Consider the following 16,180-nt stretch of genomic DNA (forward strand, 5'->3'; position numbering starts at 1 on the left):
TTGAAAAGAGCGGCTTGCCGGTCATGCAGCGCGGCTGCTCTATACTCATGAGTGAAAGTATGGTCGGCGCAACGTCGGCGAGAATGCCGTCGCGCAGTGCGCCAACGCCCTTGCGACCGACGAGGATGACAGGCACGGGATTGAGAGTATGTGCAGTGTGCGGCTCGCCATTGATCGGGTCGATCATCATCTCGCAGTTTCCGTGATCGGCAATAACTAACAAACTGCCGCCGGCGCCATCGACGCTACAGGCGATTTTGCCCAGGGCCGTATCCACCGCTTCGACCGCTTCGATCGCGGCAGCGAGGTTGCCGGTATGGCCAACCATGTCGGGATTGGCGAAATTCACCACCACGAGATCATAGGCACCGCTTTCGATCACCTCCACGACCCTTTCCAACAGTTCGGGTGCAGACATGGAAGGTTGCAAGTCATAGGTCGCGACCCTCGGCGAAGGCACGACGATGCGTGTTTCTGAAGCAAAAGACGCCTCGCGGCCGCCATTCAGAAAATAGGTCACATGGGGATACTTTTCCGTCTCCGCCATATGAATTTGCGTACGACCAGCCTTGGACACGGTTTCACAGAGCCCGTCCGCCAGGGATTGCGGGGAAACAGCGTATGCATGACCCCGTCGAGTTCTCCGCCGTAGGACACCATGCCTACGGCCATTGCCAAACGAGGTCTGTCCGGCTTTTCAAATTCCGAGAAACCCGGCAGGAGCAGCGCACTCAGGATCTCGCGGACGCGGTCCGAGCGAAAGTTGGCGCAGAGAATGCCGTCACTGTCTTTCAAGCCTTCATAACCGCCAACCACCGTGGGCATGATGAACTCGTCCGTCTCGCCGCGTTCGGCAGCATCGCGAACGGCCGACTGTGCAGTTCCGGCCACATTGCCCTGGCCGTGCACGATTGCCCGATACGCACGCTCGACGCGATCCCAACGCGTGTCGCGGTCCATGGCATAGAAGCGTCCACTAACGGTGGCGATCGTGGCGTTGGCCGGGAGCGCGCTAGAGAGCCGATCAAGATAATCTCCGGCCGTTCCCGGCTGAGTATCGCGACCATCAGTGAAGGCGTGAATGACCGGCTTCACACCGAGGGCGGAGAGAGCTTGCGCTAGTGCGGCGATGTGGTCCTGGTGGGCATGGACGCCACCAGGAGAAACTAGCCCCATGATGTGGCAGACCCCGCCGGACTTATACAACAGTTCGGGGAGACGGCTGTCAGTCAGGAGCTTGGTCAGGCTACCATCCGCCACTGCGGCATCGATGCGCAGCAGGTCCTGCAGCACGATACGCCCTGCGCCAATATTCAGATGGCCTACCTCCGAATTGCCCATTTGCCCTTCAGGAAGACCTACGGCGGGGCCATGCGTCGTCAGGAAAGCGTGCGGACAACCGGACCACAAGCGGTCAAAATTTGGGGTCGAAGCTTGGAGGATGGCATTTCCATGAGGTTCCTCACGCCAACCCCATCCATCCATGATCATGAGAACCGTCGGTTGCTTCTCTTCCGTTTGGACTTCATCGATGCGAGTCATCTATCCAGGAACCGTTTCCTTTAGTCGCGCTTCAAGGATCGCAAGAAACGCACGGAGCTTCTTCGGGACAAAACGGCTCTTCGGGTAAAAGGCCTTTATCATACGCCGAGAAACTATCTGGCTTTCAAAAAGCGAAACGAGCTCGCCGGAGCGGATTTCCTTCGCAACGCTGTACAACGGCAACCGCGCTACCCCTGCCCCTTGGACGGCGGCAAGCACGATCGCGCTTTCGAAATTGGAATGAAAGGCGCCGTCAACCTGCACCGTAACCTCCTCTTCGCCGAGACGGGCGCTCCAGAGCCTAGGGTCCGGCTTCTGGGTGGTGTGGATCAGGCAGTTGTGATGCCTTAGGTCCTCGGGTCTCGCGCACTGGGCGTGTTTTTCGAGATAGGCGGGCGCAGCACAGATCACATAGGGCGCAGGGCCGAGATTGCGTTCGAACAGACCAGTATGGAAAGAATCGTCGTCATCGAAATCGCGGCTGCCGATGACCACATCGACGCCACGCTCCATCAGGTTGACGGAACTTGCCGAAACCGTCAGCTCGACCTTCACGGCCGAGTAAAGCGCATTGAAATCGATGATGGCCGGCGCGACAAGGGCCTGGCCGACGCCAGGCGTGGAATGAACCCGCAAAGTGCCGATCAGCTCGCTTCCAAGTCCGCTTGCATCCGCCTTCGCCGCCTCGATCTCCGAGAGAATGCGAACGCAGTGATCGAAGAAGACACTGCCCGCATCGGTCAGGAACACGTTATGCGTCGAACGATTGAGCAGGGTTAGCTTCAAGGCGTTCTCGAGCTGCGTGACGTGCTTGCTCATATAGGACGGCGACTTGCCGAACAGCTTGGACGCCGTGGTGAAGCTGCCGTGCTGCACCACGCGCGCGAAGATAACGATATCGTTCAGATCGAACCCGTCGAAGCTCGATCGCGTTGCATCGGAAGAACTGGCCATCGCCAACGTATTGGCACAAGCCAGCGATTCCGGCAATTCAGGAGAAAAGCAGCGATTTGATGACAACGGGAATAACGCCTGGCGGATTCATGAACTCACCCAGATCGACGAAGTCCAGATCCTTCAGCCTCACGCCATCGACGGAAATCAGATGCGTGTGAATGCCTAGCTCCCGATCGAGAATACGGCCGATCGTCTGGCCGACGTCGCCGTCGATCATCAGTACAAGCGGCTCCTGGCGCTTGCCGTCGGGCGCTGCGACCGCCTTGATCGCCTGCGCCACCGCAAGCAACCGCTCATAGTCCGGCGATCCGGTCCAGGAAAAGGCAAAAGCAACCATCGCCGTGGTGTCTCGATCTTGCCGGTCGGCGCTTTGACGGAAGGCGGCAGCGATTTCTTCCGGGTCGATTACTTCGGGAAGCGCGCGGCCAAGATGGACCACCGGAATATTGTGCCGCGGCAGGATATCGGCCCCGTTCATGTAAAGCGTCTTCCCGCTCACCTGCACGGTGAATTGCGAGGCTCCAATGACAGTTGCCCGGATGCGTTGGCCGGCATCGACGATCGGGATGCCGATGCGCGGTGTCAGTTGAGCGACGATTTCGTCGGCGAGCAGACGCGCGATATCGCCATGATCTTTCTCTTCGTAGCCGAAGATGTACTCCGAAACGCCGCCGGAGAAGGTGAGATAGCTCGGCTCGACGTGCCGGTCGAGCGGCTCAGTGAGAAGCAAGCGCTGGCCAAGATCGTCGAGTGGTCCTCCCAGAATTTCGTCCACGGCCAGTGCGGCCAGACGCCGAGCGATCGCCGCTCGATTGCTCGGATCCGCCATCGCACGCGGATCAGTACCAAGGCCGAGTTCTTCTGCAACCATGCGGGCAGAATCGTCCAGTCGCGACCAAATGCCCTGCTTGTCCTGTGCAACGAGCCTGCCGCCGACAGCAAAGGCTGCGACGCCAACGATCTCGCCATTGTCAATCAGCGCAAGCTTGGTCGTGCCGCCGCCGATATCGACATGGAGCCCGCAGGCGCCCCGCTTCTTCGAAAGCGCTGTCGCCCCGGACCCGTGGGCAGCCAGCATGCACTCCAGCTTGTGCCCGGCCGTGGCACAGACGAAGCGGCCGGATTCACTTGCGAAGATCTCGTCAATCGCGCGCGCGTTCTTCTTCTTGATCGCCTCGCCCGTCAGGATCACCGCGCCCGTGTCGATGTCGCTGCGACGGTAGCCTGCGTCCTCGTAGCAATGCAGGAAGAAATGGCGCAGCTCATGCACATCGATCGTGCCGTCGGGCAGGAAAGGCGTCAGGAGGATGGGAGATCGCCAGGCGATCTGGCGATCAATCACCACGAAACTGCTAGAAAGGTCCTCCGTCTCCCGGCGCAATACGACACGAGCGAAGAGCAGGTGGGAGGTGGAGCTGCCGATATCGATGCCGACGGTCAGGAGTTCGACCGTTTCTTGCTTCCACAGCCAATCGGAAATCTCCTGACGGTCGCTGTCCGACAGGTTTTCGTGTTCGTGTTCGAAATCGAGATCGTGCACGGACCTCTCCCCTCCATTGGTATTCCGGTCGGGCAACCGCTCAGTTTGCGGGACCTGCGAGGATTGGTGTCTTGATGACCCCCGTCAAGCTCTCCTTCGGCAGGGCCATGACCGCTTCTTCGTTGAAGAGATCGCCCATGGCCGACGGAACGCCAGTTTTCTGCAGTTCCTCAAGAAACTTGCGGTGAACGCGCGGATCCTGATCCTCATACTCGATCTGGCGACCACCGTCCTTCACCGAGGTCGCCCCACCACCTTCCGCACTCTTGCGACGCAGTGAGATGAACGGATATCGGCGGCTGCCCAGGCTGCAGGCCACGTAACGGGCCGGCTTGTCGCAGGTGTTGAAGTGCTGGTGATACATCCAGAAAGGCGGCGTGTACATGAAGCCGTGCCGCCAAGGGATTTCCTTGAATTCGGAATCGCCCTCGTACCACATCAGCGAGTAGCCTTCGCCATCGACCGCGTGAACGTGGGTGCCGGCAGCGTGGCGGTGGGCCTTCTTGTAGCGGCCGACCGGCATTTGCGACACGTGCGAGTGCATGGTGCCGTCGGCGAGCACGAAGTTGACATTGAGCGAACCCTTGCCGCGACCTTCGAACTCATAGAGTTTGAAGCTCGTCAGGTCGTGGACGAAATTCGTCTCCCAGATGTTCTGAACCTTGCGGGCCGATTCCAGGCCATAGGAATAGAGCGAGCCGTCGCCGTCGAAGTGCTTCGCGCCGCCGATGCGGTCCTGGAAGACGAAGTCATTGGCAAAGACAAAATCGAGGTTGTGGTAGAGATTGATGGTCAGCGGCGCGTTGTTGGTGCAGGAAAGGCGCACCGTCTCGATGCCGGAGCCGTTGTTGAACTGGTAGCGGCAATTGAGCGGGATGGCGAACAACGCCTTCGGCCCCCATTCAAAGGTGCGGACCTCCCCGCTCGGCAGCCAGACCGTCGTCGAGCCATAGCCGGACAGCACGTAGAAGAATGCTTCATAGAGGTGCTTGACGGGCCGCGTCTTCTTGCCGGGCAGGACTTCGATGACGTAGTTCGCCATGAAATCGCCCATGCCATGGGTGTGGGCGAAACAGCCGCGCGCTTCGTAGCGGTCCCATTCGCCGGTTTCCAGGGCGAGCAGATCGTGGCCGAGGTCGAGATGGATCGGAATGCCTTCGTTCTTCGACCAATCCTTGTAGGGATCGACAAGGAACTTCCGGTTTTCTGGATCAGGCGTCACCGCCGTATCACCATCGAGAGGTGATTTGCTGGGAGTGCTGGTCATCTCATTCACTTTCGTTGTGTTCTTTCGGCTCGACAAGCAGCCGGACTATGGGCGCTAGGGTCAGGTACCGGTAGGGCCTTTTCGGAAAAGGCATTTTCCCAAAAGGAAGACCCGGAGGCCGCGAAGTGCCCCAGCCTAAAACGAACCGCGTGGAAAAGATTCACACGACCTTCATTAGGTCGTTGTTATGGTTCGCTTATATCCCGACGAGGTCACCCGTTCGGAAGCCATGCATTAGACGAGACCGCCTTCGCTCGCCTGGAGCGGTCGCACCGTGCGGCCGAGATAGGTCGCCTCCGTGCCGTAGAGCAGCTCTTTCACGTCTGCCGCTTTCATGGTCTTGATGATCTGATCCACCTGCCCGGACAGGGGCAGCATCAGCCCCGCCTTCTGGGCGAGATCCATGGTCACGTCCATGTCCTTCTCCTGCCAGGTGAACCGCGTGGTGTCCCAGCGGGCGAGCGTGCCGTTCGTGCCGGGGCAAGCAAGCAGGATCTCGCGCATACGTTGTGCATCAAGCCCATATCGCTTGGCGATCAGCAATGTCTCGAAATTCGCGACACAGTGAATCCAGTGCAGGAGGTTGTTGCAGGACTTGGCGATCTGCCCGGCTCCGATCGGCCCCACGTGCACGACATCGCGGCTGTAGCAATCCAGCGCTGCGCGCACCCGTTCGACATCTTCGGTAGCGCCGCCGCAGAGCGACAGAAGCTTCCCTTCCCGCGCACCGGAGGCCCCATAGACCACAGGAGCATCGACGAGATGCTGCCCCCTTTCCTCAAGGCGCGGCTTCAAGGCCAGCATGGTCTCCGGGCTTATGGTCGCGGCCACCACGATCGTTGCGCCGGCGGCATCCGAAAGCCCCTCGCAGACATCGACGACCTGTTGATCGGTGGCGACGACGAGAAGGAAAATGTCCGCCGAACGCGCGGCGTCCGCCAGGCTCTCCTTCGCCTCGAGGCCTTGTTCGCTCGCCAGCCGAAGCCTTTCCGCGCTGATGTCGAAGGCCGAAACCTCAAAGCCCCCGCGGTGTATGTGGCCGCCCATGGCGAGCCCCATATCGCCGGCACCGATAACTGCAATCCGCATTCTCACCTCACAATATCGAAGCCGGCCGGCCGCATTGTTCATGCAAGTCAGCACGGCTACCTTCTGGCAGATCGACAGGAGCGGGCCGCATGGCAGCCCGCTCCGTGGGTCGGGATCAATCTTTCTTCAGCGTTTCTTTCAGGATGTTGACGATTTCCGGCGACTGGTCGAGCGCAGCCTTGATCACGGTGGCGACGTCGTCGCCGATCTTCGGATCCACTGGCAGGCCCAGTGACTTGGCCTTTTCCAGGAATTCCGGATCGGCGACCGCCTTGGCATAGGCCTCGCGCAGCGCGTTGAGGCGATCTTCAGGAATGCCGGCCGGCCCCGCCGTCAGACGGGAGATGTTGCTCTGCGACGCGACAAGCGCAATCACTTTCTGCGCTTCGGCATCCCCGACCAGCGAAGCAAGCTGCGGCACGTCTGTTTCGGAGCCGCCGATCTGGGCGATGATTTTCGCATGGCCTTCGTCGACGAACTGCTGGAAGGACGAGCGCGAGGCGATGATGCCCTGCACTTCGCCGCGGCGCATGGCGAGTTGGTCGTCACTGCCGTTGTAACCCGAGATGATCTCGACGGGCAGACCCAGCGCCTTGACGAGCATGGTCGTCTCGACGGTGGAGGCGCTGCCGACCCCGGCGGAGGCGAACTTCACCGGCTCCTTGGCATTCTTCAACTGCTCGTAGCTTTCAATGCCCGATTCCTTCGTGACGACCAGGACGCGCGGGTCGGCGGCAACCTTGCCGATCCACGACATTTTGCCGAGGTCGAACTTGATGCCCGGATCGCCTGCCAGCTGCCCGTAGATGAGGCCGGTATTGAAAGTGCCGAAGGTCAGGCCGTCCGCCTCGGAGGCGTAAACGTAGTTAGTGCCGATCAGGTGGCCAGCGCCCGGCATGTTCTGAACCACGAAGGTGGAGCCCGGCAGATATTTCTGCATGAACTGGGCGACCACGCGGGCATTGGTATCGTAGCCTCCGCCCGGGGCCGTGGCGACGATATAGTTGACCGTCTTGCCCTTGAAGAATTCGGCGCCCTCCTGCGCCAGTGCCGGCGTTGCCGCCATGGCGGTGATTGTCGCAGCACCGAAAATGGCCTTGCGGATGAAATGCATGCTCATTGGGTTCCCTCCCTGTTGTAGTCTTGGTGAAAAACGGCTCAGTTCTCGCTCAAGGCTTCCTTCAAAGCCTCGATAGTATCCGGCTGCTGGTCGAGCGCCTTGCCGACCCGGGCACCGACATCGATGCCGACCAGCGGATCGACCGGCAGGCCCAGCGTGCGGGCCTTTTCGATGAATTCGGGGTCGGAAACCGCCTTGGAATAGGCATCGCGGAGCGTCTGGAGGCGCTCCTCAGGTATGCCCGTCGGTCCGGCAGTAAGCCGGGAAATCCCGCTCTGGGACTCGATCAAGGCCACGATCTGGCGCGCCGTATCGCCCTCGATCATCGAGGAGAGCTGCGGTACGTCCGTATCCTTGCCACCGACCTGGGCAAGGAAGCGGCCCTTACCCTCGTCAACGAACTGCTGGAATTCGGAGCGCGAGCCGATCACACCCTGTACCTCGCCGCGCATCATGGCGAGTTGGTCTTCATTGCCGTTGTAGCCTGAGACGACCTGGATCGGCAGCTTCAGCGCCTTGACGAACAGCGTCGCCTCGATCATCGAAGCGCTACCTTTTCCGGCTGTGGCAAACTTGATCGGCTGCTCCAGCTTGCGAAGCTGTTCGAAGCTTTCGATGCCCGAGTCCTTGGTTACGATGATGACCCGCGGATCGGAAGCCACTTTGCCAATCCATGACATCTTCGTGAGGTCAAATCTGATGTTCGCATCGCCACTGAGCTGGCCGTAGATGAGGCCAGTGTTGAACGTGCCGAAGGTCAGGCCGTCCGGCTCGGAGGCATAGATGTAGTTGGTGCCGATCAGGTGGCCAGCGCCCGGCATGTTCTGGACCACGAAGGTCGAGCCGGGAAGGTACTTCTGCATGTATTGCGCCACCAGCCGGCCATTGGTGTCGTAGACGCCGCCTGGCGCTGTCGCGACGATATAGGTGACGGTCTTATCCTTGAAGAAAGCCGCGCCGTCCTCGGCCCGGGCCATCCCTGACCCGGCAACTGCAAGCGCCGCCGAAAGCGCGAATGCCGAGATCCATTCATTCCTGTTCATGGTCATCTTCCCCGTTTGCACCGCCGCCCCATCAGGCGGCGCGCCCGGTTTTTCGGGCAAGAAGCAGCCTTCACGGTCGGTCGGACCAACCTGTGCCTGCATGCTTTCGTTTCGGTTTTGCCGGCGCCCCTTTTCCAGGACGCCTGATCTTCGCTAATGGCTCAGGCCACGCCGAGGCCGATCGATTTGAGAAGCCACGACGTCAAGAAGCCAGGGAACAACTGGATACGGAGCAGCGTGCCGAACATTAAGTAGAGGACGACTGTTGCACCGATGGCGAGGGAGAGGGTCATCCTCCACGAGGCCCCAGCTTCCCGGCGCAGGAACATCAAGAGCAGGATCGGTGCACTCACGTAGTAGCCGAAGGCGAGGATACCTGCCACGAAGCCGACGAAGTAGCTCCACATCGTGATTTCCTGAGGCACAGTGTGAGGGCCGAACTCGGGCAGTTCGGGCTCCGCACCGGGGATATCATAGGCGATCCCTGCACGTGGGGCGCCATGGAATGCGCTCTTGGGCGAATGGAAAAGATCGATAGCGATCTGCAAGAGGCAGAGCGCGATGGCCGGAACGCCCACGATCAACGGCATGAAGCGTGCCTTTGCCGGGAACTCCATCGACAGGCCCACCATCACGGTGAAGACGACCAGCATGACGACGGTCAGCCATGTACTGAAGGAAAAGTGTCTCACGAGTTGACCTCCACACTCGGAAGGGACTTGCCCGGCCGGAAGTTACGGTAGACGGCATAGGCCATCAGGGCGACGATCATGCTGATCAGGACGAGCGACATCGGGCGCAGGAAGAAGGCGTAACCCCACAGCTGCAGTGCCTGATGAAGCGAGGCTTCCGCCTGTCCGCCAAGGACCAGACCGATCACGAAGGGCGAGCGGGGCCAGCCGGCGCGCTGGAAGCCATAGCCGATCGCGCTGAAGAGAACGAGGACCACCAGGTTTTGCCACTGTACGTCACTGACGAAACAGCCGATCGTCACGAAGATCAGGATGAACGGGGCAAGCATACGGCCATTCACGAATGTCAGCGCCGCGATCCAACGACAGGCAAACAAAAGAATGCCGACGGCGATCAGGTTGCCAACCACGAGCGCCCAGATCAGGGTCCAGACGAGGTCGAGATGCTTGGTCACCATCATCGCGCCCGGCTGGATGCCGAGGATGAGGAAGGCGCCGAGCAGCACCGCCATGCCGGAACTGCCGGGAATGCCAAAGAACAGAGTCGGAAGCAGCGAGCCGCCTTCCTTGCCGTTGCTGGCGGTTTCCGGCGCAATCACGCCTTCGATTGCGCCCTTGCCGAACCGCTCCGGCGTCTTCGAGCTTTGCACGGCGTGGCCGTAGCAGAGCCAGGCCGCTGTCGAGCCGCCGAGGCCGGGGATCATGCCGATAATCGCCCCAATGACCGACGTGCGGATCACCAGCCACCAATGGCGCGGAACTTCCATGACGCCGGAAAAAAGCTGCCGGTAGGAGAAGGCCTTGTCCATGGGCACTGCCGAAATCGCGCCGCCCTTGGTGGCGAGCGACAGCATTTCCGGCACGGCGAACATGGCGAGGACGGCCGTGACGAGACTGACGCCGTCCCACAGGAACAGCATGTCGCCCGAGTAGCGCGGCGTGCCGGTGATCGGGTCCATACCGACCGTCGACAGCATCAGGCCGTAGAAGCCGACGATAAGTCCCTTCACGATCTTGCTGCCGCTTGCAAGGAAGGCGATGAAGCTGATGCCAAGAAGGGCGATCAGGAAGAATTCGGCCGGGCTAAACATCAGGATGACCGGTTCGAGCACGGGAATCATAACCGCGAACACGACAGCGCCGATGATGCCGCCGACGCCTGACGCCGTGATACTTGCGCCGAGCGCCCGCGCCGCTTGTCCCTGCTTGGCAAGGGGATAGCCGTCCAAGGTCGTTGCGGCGTCATCGCCGTCGCCCGGAATGCCGAACATGATACTAGATATCTGACCGCTGGTGCCGTTGACGGCGTGCATGGTCAGAAGGAAGACCGCGCCGGCCACCATGTCCATGCCATAGACGAACGGAATTGCCATGGCGATGGAGAGTTTTCCGCCAATGCCAGGTGTCACGCCGACGAGCAGGCCGAAAACGACCGCAATCAGCATAAGACCCATGATGTGGGGCGTGCTCACAAGAGTGAAGAGCGCCCCGAACATAGTCTCGATCATTTCTGCTTCCAATCCTCCCGTAAGACGGAGATGCCACCCTCAAAATGGCAACGCCCGTCAGGCAATCGCTTGCAATACCCTCCCGCAAGCTGGGTGACTGCCATCACTTTGCGTCGGCTCCCTGCCTATCGCTTTCGTCAATTAGCGCTACCTACTCAATCTTTGTCCAAAGCAAAAAATTATGCTTAGTCCAGCGGTTTTCGCGCGGACAGCGGCTTCGAGGCAACCGGGGCGCTATCCGGGCACACTGCCAGATAGGTAGCTATCCCTTTGAAAGAGCTAATGTTCGTTGATAGCGACCACGAACGAGGAAATCCGGACTCGTCCGACTTTGCGGCCTATCGGAATTCTGATCACGCTTCGCCTGACTTGCAGCTCCGGCGAGCGAAGGCGGCGGATTAAGTTTTTCTTACTTTGGGCCTAAGCCGAAATGGCGTGGACTTCGCGAACGCTTGCCCCATAGCATCTGCCCCGTCGCGCAGCGCAGCGGATTTCACACCTTTCCGACCGTGGTCGCGCCTGCTGCACTGCCCGGCCCGTGGGCGGCAGGGCCGCGCCGCTGGGAGGAGAGATGGACCAACCCGTCGACAAAAGCGAAGCCGTTGAGATCCAGCCGGTCGCGGTACTCGACCTCCTCATGTCCTTTCTGCGACTCGGAGCATCCTCGTTCGGCGGCGGGATGACCGGCTGGACGCACCGCGAGATCGTCGAGCGGCGGCGTTGGCTGACAGACAACGAATTCCTCCAGACGCTGACGATCGCGCAGATCATGCCCGGCGCCAATCCGGTCAATCTCGCCGTCTATATCGGCCTGAAGCTGGCGGGCCTGCGGGGAGCGGCGGTCGCGCTCTTCGGCATGATCATGCCCGCCTTCCTCGCCATTCTGGCCCTAAGCTTCACCTACCAGCAGCTACGCTCCTATCCGGAAGCGCAAGCGGTGCTGCGCGGGCTCGCCTGCGTCGGCATCGCGTCCAGCCTGACCATGGGCATCAAGACGGCGCGGCGACTGAAGGCGCAGGTGCTGCCGATCGGCATTGCGGTCGGGGTGTTTCTGACTGTCGGCGTACTGCGCTGGCCTCTCGTGCTGGTGGTCGTCGGCGCCATTCCCCTCAGCGTCGCTGCTGCCCTCTGGCTTGAAAGGAAAAAGAACCGTGGATGACGGCAAGCTCTTCAACCTGATTATGCTGTGCATCCCGCTCTCGCTCGTCTCTTTCGGCGGTGGCCAGACGATCATAGCCAGCCTTCAGCACCAGACCGTCTACGCACACCACATGTTGACCGGCGCGCAATTCACCGACCTCTACGCCATATCGCGAGCAGCCCCCGGCCCCGGCACGATGATCGTCTCACTCATCGGCTGGGAGGTGAGCGGCCTCTTGGGCGCAGTGCTGGCGACGCTTGCAATCTTCGTGCCGTCTTCCATCCTGATCTGCGCCGTCGGCAGCTACTGGCAACGCCATCGCGGCCGCCCCTGGGCGATCGCCGCAGAGACAGGCCTTGCTCCGGTCGCCGTCGGGCTGATCTTCGCCGGCGTCTTCGCTGTCGGTCGTTCGGCCCAATTCACGCCAATCGAGATCGCGACCGCCCTTGTGGCCGGCGCGATCCTCCTGCGAACCAATCTCGGTCCCTATCCGCTGCTGGCCGCTGCCGGTGCCATTCATTTTGCTCTCAGCGTAGCTGGCCAGATCTGAGCCCGGCGTGTGGCGGCGACCAGCAGATCCGCCCGGGCATTTGATAACAACGGACAAATTTGGCGCGGCGCGATTGACCGCATGCCGATTCACAGTATGATACTAAAAAAGAACGATGTTCCGCATAAAGGAACATGGCACTCCCGGAGGAATTGAGGATGGCGCAGCCCTTGGTGCTGAAGACGGCACTCGGAAAGCACGATCACGTCAAGGCATTGAAGGACGGGCGCGTTCGCTCGAGCCGTGTCGAGATGGTGTTCGAGGAGTTCGAGCCGCTTCCCAAGGCGTTCCGCACCATGGTTCGTGGCGGCGATCTCGACATCTCGGAGATGGCGATCGTCACCCACCTGCTGGCCCATCACTACGGCAAGCCGATCACCGGGCTGCCCGTTCCGCTCTGGAGCAGGCTGCCCCACACCAACCTCGTCTGCCCCGCCGATTCGTGCGTAAAAGGTCCGCGTGACCTCGCGGGAACGAAGGTCGGCGTGCGAGCCTATGCCCAGACCTCAGGCGTGTGGGTGCGGGGCTTCCTCCAGCACGAGTACGGCATCGATCTCGACGGCATCACCTGGATCACGATAGAAGATGCCCATCTCAGCGAGTACGAGGATCCCTCGAACACCGAGCGCAACCGGAGCGAATTGGCGCTGCGGCCGCTGATGCTGTCGGGCGCGCTTTCCGCGATCATGGGAGAGCGCGAGGTCGATCCGTCCGGCATCCGCACCGTGATCCCGGAGGCGCAGGCGACCGCCGAGGCCTGGATTGCCCGCACCGGCATCGTGCCGATCAACCACACCCTCACCGTCAGATCCGCGCTGATCGAGGCCCACCCCTGGCTGGCGGGCGAACTAATGGAGATGTTCGAAGAGGCGCGCCGCATTGCCATCGAGGATGGCGCCACGCCGCCGCCGGCCTACGGGTTCGAAGAAAACAAGGCCTCGCTGCAACTCGCTTTCGCCTATTCGGCCGAGCAGCGCATCACGCCGCGCGTCTACGACGCGAAGGAACTCTACCCCGCGTTCTGAACGCCTGCTCACCCGGCCTCACCGCGCGAGCAATGGCTATCAAGGATACCGTCATGATCATCGACATTCACGGGCACTACACCACAGAGCCACAGGCGCTACACCAGTTCCGCGACAAGCAGCTTGCCGGTCTCGCCGACCCGATGCGTCGGCCGCTTACCACCGATCTCGGCATCACCGACGAAATGCTTCTGAAATCCGTCGAGCCGCAGCTGGCGTTTCAGAAGGAACGCGGTAGCGATCTCACGATCTTCTCACCACGTGCCGCCGGCATGGCCCATCACGTCGGCACGGAAGCCGTCAGCATGCAGTGGTCGGCCATGTCCAACGACCTGATCCACCGCATCTGCAATCTGCTACCGGACAATTTCGCTGCCGTCGGGCAGCTGCCGCAGCACCCCGGCGCGCCCCCGAAAAACTGCATCCCCGAGCTCGAGCGCATCGTCAACGAGCTCGGCTTCGTCGGCGTCAATCTCAACCCCGATCCGTCGGGCGGCTACTGGACCGATCCGCCGCTCACCGACAGGCAATGGTATCCGCTTTACGAAAAGCTCTGCGAGCTCGACGTGCCGGCGATGATCCATGTCACGTCGTCGTGCAATCCCTGCTTCCATCACACGGGCGCGCACTACATCAATGGTGACACGACAGCCTTCATGCAACTGATCCAAGGCGATCTGTTCAAGGATTTCCCGACGCTGAAATTCGTGATCCCGCACGGCGGCGGCGCCGTTCCCTTCCATTGGGGCCGCTATCGTGGCCTGGCGCAGGAAATGAAGAAGCCGCTGCTCACCGAGCACCTGCTCAACAACGTTTTCTTCGACACCTGCGTTTACCACTATCCCGGCATCGAGCTGATGGCGAAGGTCATTCCGGTCGACAACATCCTGTTCGCCTCCGAAATGCTCGGTGCGGTCAAGGGCATCGATCCGGAGACCGGCCACCATTATGACGACACCAAGCGCTACGTCGACCAGTTGACGACGCTCGGCGAAGAGAGCCGCTACAAGATCTTCGAGGGCAATGCGCGGCGCGTCTATCCGCGGCTTGATGCACAACTTGCCAGGCGCGGCCGCCCCGGCCGGGCGGGACACTAGCAATGGCCGCCGCGTCCACCGCTTCAACAGCAGGACGTGTCGCCGTCGGAGATGATCGCGTCCTTCATCCAGTAGGGCGGCAGGTCATCTTCCACGACCTCGGCGACGCGCTTGAAGACCTTGAACTGGTGGCGGCGGTCGGGCGCGGTCCAGAATGCGACGATGGTTTCCAGCGGCGGGCATCCGGGCATGCCGCAGGCCAGCTCGGAAACCATGACGACCACGTCTTCCTCCAGCGAAAACCGCGCGCGCGTCCAAGCCTTCACCTGGCGGGTGGCGACGAGAGATTCGGAACGGGCGGCAACGGATTTCAACATGGTTTCGGTTCTCCACTGCCGGCAGCGCGGTCAGCAGCGCACCGGTACTTAAAGGGCCGCCATCCGGCCTGTCAAAAACCAATTCGGAAAAACCAACCGGGCGGAAACGGCATGCCGGGCATGCGCACTGACGGCCAGCACTCGAAAGGATAAAGAGATGACGCAACAGGTTCTCGCGGCAGTCCGCACCGGCCCCAGCAAGATGGAAATCCGGGAATTTCCGATGCCGGACATTCCGGAGGACGGAGCGTTGCTGAAGATGGAAGTGGCCGGCATCTGCGGCACCGACGTCAAGCTGTTCAAGACGCCGCCGAACAACGCCCCCACCATCATGGGTCATGAAAACATCGGTTACATCGCCAAGGCCGGCCGCGAATTCACCCGCCGCAAAGGCTTCAAGGAAGGCGATCTCGTCTTCGTCGAGCACTATGTCATGTGCGGCAAGTGCGAATGGTGCCACCGTGGCCAGTACCGCCACTGCGAGAACACTGACTGGCGCAAGAACCCCGAGGGCATCCGGTACGGCTACACCTCGGCCGAACGGGCTCCCCATCTCTGGGGCGGCTTTGCCCAGTACGTCTACCTGCCCTGGAACGCCGTGGTCCACCACGTGCCCAAGGGCGTTTCGCCCGAACTGGCCGGTCTCGTTACCCCGATGGCGAATGGCATCGAATGGTCACTGTTCGACTCGGGCGTCGGCTATAACTCGACCGTGCTGATCCAGGGTCCGGGCCAGCAGGGCCTGTCCCAGACCGTGATCTGTAAGCAAGCCGGTGCTTCCCTCATCATCGTCACCGGCACCGGCAAGGACACTGCCCGCCTGGAAGTGGCCAAGAAGCTGGGCGCCGACTACGTCATCGACGTGACCAAGGAAGACCCGCTGGCACGCATCATGGAAATTACCGGCGGCAAGGGCGTCGACGTTTCGCTCGATTGCACCGCCGGCGCCGGCACCATTCCGATCACGCTGGGCATCGAAGCTCTCAAGCGCAAGGCCGGAACCATCCTGGTTCAGGGCGAACTCAAGGAATTCCCGAACTTCCCGCTCGAAAAGATGACCGTCAAGGCCATTACCATGAAGAGCGCCCGCGGCCACAGCTACGAGGCCTGCGAACTGGCACTGCAGCAGATCGCCTCCAACCGATTCCCGCTGGACATGATCACCACCCACAAATTCGGCCTCAAGGACGCCGCGCTGGCCATCGAGTCGGTGGGCGGCAAGGGCGTGCCGGACGTGATCCACGCCTCGCTGATGCCCTGGGAATAAACCCCAGGCCATAGACCTCTTCCGG

14 protein-coding genes and 1 pseudogene (1 of these 15 cut by a window edge) are annotated in these 16,180 nt (G+C 61.2%); 5 read left to right on the forward strand and 10 right to left on the reverse strand.

Translation table 11 applies throughout. The features are described from left to right. The 9 genes and pseudogenes from gpmI to ACHMW7_RS03065 all read right to left on the reverse strand — a co-directional run. Positions 1–1,542, reverse strand: a pseudogene (gpmI, locus tag ACHMW7_RS03025) (2,3-bisphosphoglycerate-independent phosphoglycerate mutase) (it extends 38 nt beyond the left edge of the window). Continuing rightward, entirely contained in the window at positions 1,543–2,562 is a 1,020-nt protein-coding gene (locus ACHMW7_RS03030) for a LysR substrate-binding domain-containing protein (protein ID WP_395448903.1), read from the reverse strand. Next, complete coding sequence (locus tag ACHMW7_RS03035) at positions 2,534–4,039, reverse strand: ethanolamine ammonia-lyase reactivating factor EutA (protein WP_395448904.1); 1,506 nt, start codon at positions 4,037–4,039, stop codon at positions 2,534–2,536. The genes ACHMW7_RS03030 and ACHMW7_RS03035 overlap by 29 nt, the downstream gene beginning before the upstream one ends. Before the next feature lie 40 nt (positions 4,040–4,079). Further along, complete coding sequence (locus tag ACHMW7_RS03040; protein WP_395448905.1) at positions 4,080–5,306, reverse strand: hypothetical protein; 1,227 nt, start codon at positions 5,304–5,306, stop codon at positions 4,080–4,082. 234 nt (positions 5,307–5,540) lie between these two features. Beyond that, positions 5,541–6,395 (reverse strand): NAD(P)-dependent oxidoreductase, encoded by an 855-nt coding sequence (locus ACHMW7_RS03045; protein ID WP_395448906.1) that lies wholly within the window; start codon positions 6,393–6,395, stop codon positions 5,541–5,543. Between the two features lie 115 nt (positions 6,396–6,510). Next, entirely contained in the window at positions 6,511–7,515 is a 1,005-nt protein-coding gene (locus ACHMW7_RS03050; protein ID WP_395448907.1) for a Bug family tripartite tricarboxylate transporter substrate binding protein, read from the reverse strand. Between the two features lie 38 nt (positions 7,516–7,553). Beyond that, positions 7,554–8,558 (reverse strand): Bug family tripartite tricarboxylate transporter substrate binding protein, encoded by a 1,005-nt coding sequence (locus ACHMW7_RS03055; protein WP_395448908.1) that lies wholly within the window; start codon positions 8,556–8,558, stop codon positions 7,554–7,556. Positions 8,559–8,719: 161 nt separating this feature from the next. Next, the gene (locus ACHMW7_RS03060; protein ID WP_395448909.1) at positions 8,720–9,250 is read right to left on the reverse strand and encodes a tripartite tricarboxylate transporter TctB family protein; all 531 of its coding nucleotides are present in this window, start codon (positions 9,248–9,250) and stop codon (positions 8,720–8,722) included. After that, positions 9,247–10,758, reverse strand: a complete 1,512-nt coding sequence (locus tag ACHMW7_RS03065) for a tripartite tricarboxylate transporter permease (protein WP_395448910.1) — start codon at positions 10,756–10,758, stop codon at positions 9,247–9,249. The genes ACHMW7_RS03060 and ACHMW7_RS03065 overlap by 4 nt, the downstream gene beginning before the upstream one ends. Positions 10,759–11,329: 571 nt before the next feature. Here ACHMW7_RS03065 and ACHMW7_RS03070 point away from each other — a divergent pair. The 4 genes from ACHMW7_RS03070 (at position 11,330) to ACHMW7_RS03085 (ending at position 14,571) form a co-directional block, all read left to right on the forward strand. Continuing rightward, positions 11,330–11,917, forward strand: coding sequence for a chromate transporter (locus tag ACHMW7_RS03070; RefSeq protein ID WP_395448911.1), 588 nt, complete (start codon positions 11,330–11,332; stop codon positions 11,915–11,917). Then, positions 11,910–12,449 (forward strand): chromate transporter, encoded by a 540-nt coding sequence (locus ACHMW7_RS03075; RefSeq protein WP_395448912.1) that lies wholly within the window; start codon positions 11,910–11,912, stop codon positions 12,447–12,449. The genes ACHMW7_RS03070 and ACHMW7_RS03075 overlap by 8 nt, the downstream gene beginning before the upstream one ends. Before the next feature lie 158 nt (positions 12,450–12,607). Then, complete coding sequence (locus ACHMW7_RS03080; protein WP_395448913.1) at positions 12,608–13,474, forward strand: hypothetical protein; 867 nt, start codon at positions 12,608–12,610, stop codon at positions 13,472–13,474. Between the two features lie 53 nt (positions 13,475–13,527). After that, positions 13,528–14,571 (forward strand): amidohydrolase family protein, encoded by a 1,044-nt coding sequence (locus ACHMW7_RS03085; protein ID WP_395448914.1) that lies wholly within the window; start codon positions 13,528–13,530, stop codon positions 14,569–14,571. 23 nt (positions 14,572–14,594) lie between these two features. Here the strand turns inward: ACHMW7_RS03085 and ACHMW7_RS03090 are convergent, their stop codons facing one another. Next, positions 14,595–14,888, reverse strand: coding sequence for a hypothetical protein (locus ACHMW7_RS03090; RefSeq protein WP_395448915.1), 294 nt, complete (start codon positions 14,886–14,888; stop codon positions 14,595–14,597). A gap of 157 nt (positions 14,889–15,045) precedes the next feature. Between ACHMW7_RS03090 and ACHMW7_RS03095 the strand changes: the two genes are divergently transcribed. Next, positions 15,046–16,155, forward strand: a complete 1,110-nt coding sequence (locus tag ACHMW7_RS03095; protein WP_395448916.1) for a zinc-binding dehydrogenase — start codon at positions 15,046–15,048, stop codon at positions 16,153–16,155. Positions 16,156–16,180 lie beyond the last annotated feature (25 nt).

This window comes from Aminobacter sp. UC22_36 (assembly GCF_044056035.1).
Taxonomy (GTDB): Bacteria; Pseudomonadota; Alphaproteobacteria; order Rhizobiales; family Rhizobiaceae; genus Aminobacter.

Coding starts and splice junctions, on each gene's coding strand:
- ACHMW7_RS03040 (WP_395448905.1), bottom strand. CDS start 5,306: ATGACCAGCACTCCCAGCAAATCACCTCTCGATGGTGATACGGCGGTG.
- ACHMW7_RS03045 (WP_395448906.1), bottom strand. CDS start 6,395: ATGCGGATTGCAGTTATCGGTGCCGGCGATATGGGGCTCGCCATGGGC.
- ACHMW7_RS03050 (WP_395448907.1), bottom strand. CDS start 7,515: ATGAGCATGCATTTCATCCGCAAGGCCATTTTCGGTGCTGCGACAATC.
- ACHMW7_RS03055 (WP_395448908.1), bottom strand. CDS start 8,558: ATGAACAGGAATGAATGGATCTCGGCATTCGCGCTTTCGGCGGCGCTT.
- ACHMW7_RS03065 (WP_395448910.1), bottom strand. CDS start 10,758: ATGATCGAGACTATGTTCGGGGCGCTCTTCACTCTTGTGAGCACGCCC.
- ACHMW7_RS03070 (WP_395448911.1), top strand. CDS start 11,330: ATGGACCAACCCGTCGACAAAAGCGAAGCCGTTGAGATCCAGCCGGTC.
- ACHMW7_RS03080 (WP_395448913.1), top strand. CDS start 12,608: ATGGCGCAGCCCTTGGTGCTGAAGACGGCACTCGGAAAGCACGATCAC.
- ACHMW7_RS03085 (WP_395448914.1), top strand. CDS start 13,528: ATGATCATCGACATTCACGGGCACTACACCACAGAGCCACAGGCGCTA.
- ACHMW7_RS03090 (WP_395448915.1), bottom strand. CDS start 14,888: ATGTTGAAATCCGTTGCCGCCCGTTCCGAATCTCTCGTCGCCACCCGC.
- ACHMW7_RS03095 (WP_395448916.1), top strand. CDS start 15,046: ATGACGCAACAGGTTCTCGCGGCAGTCCGCACCGGCCCCAGCAAGATG.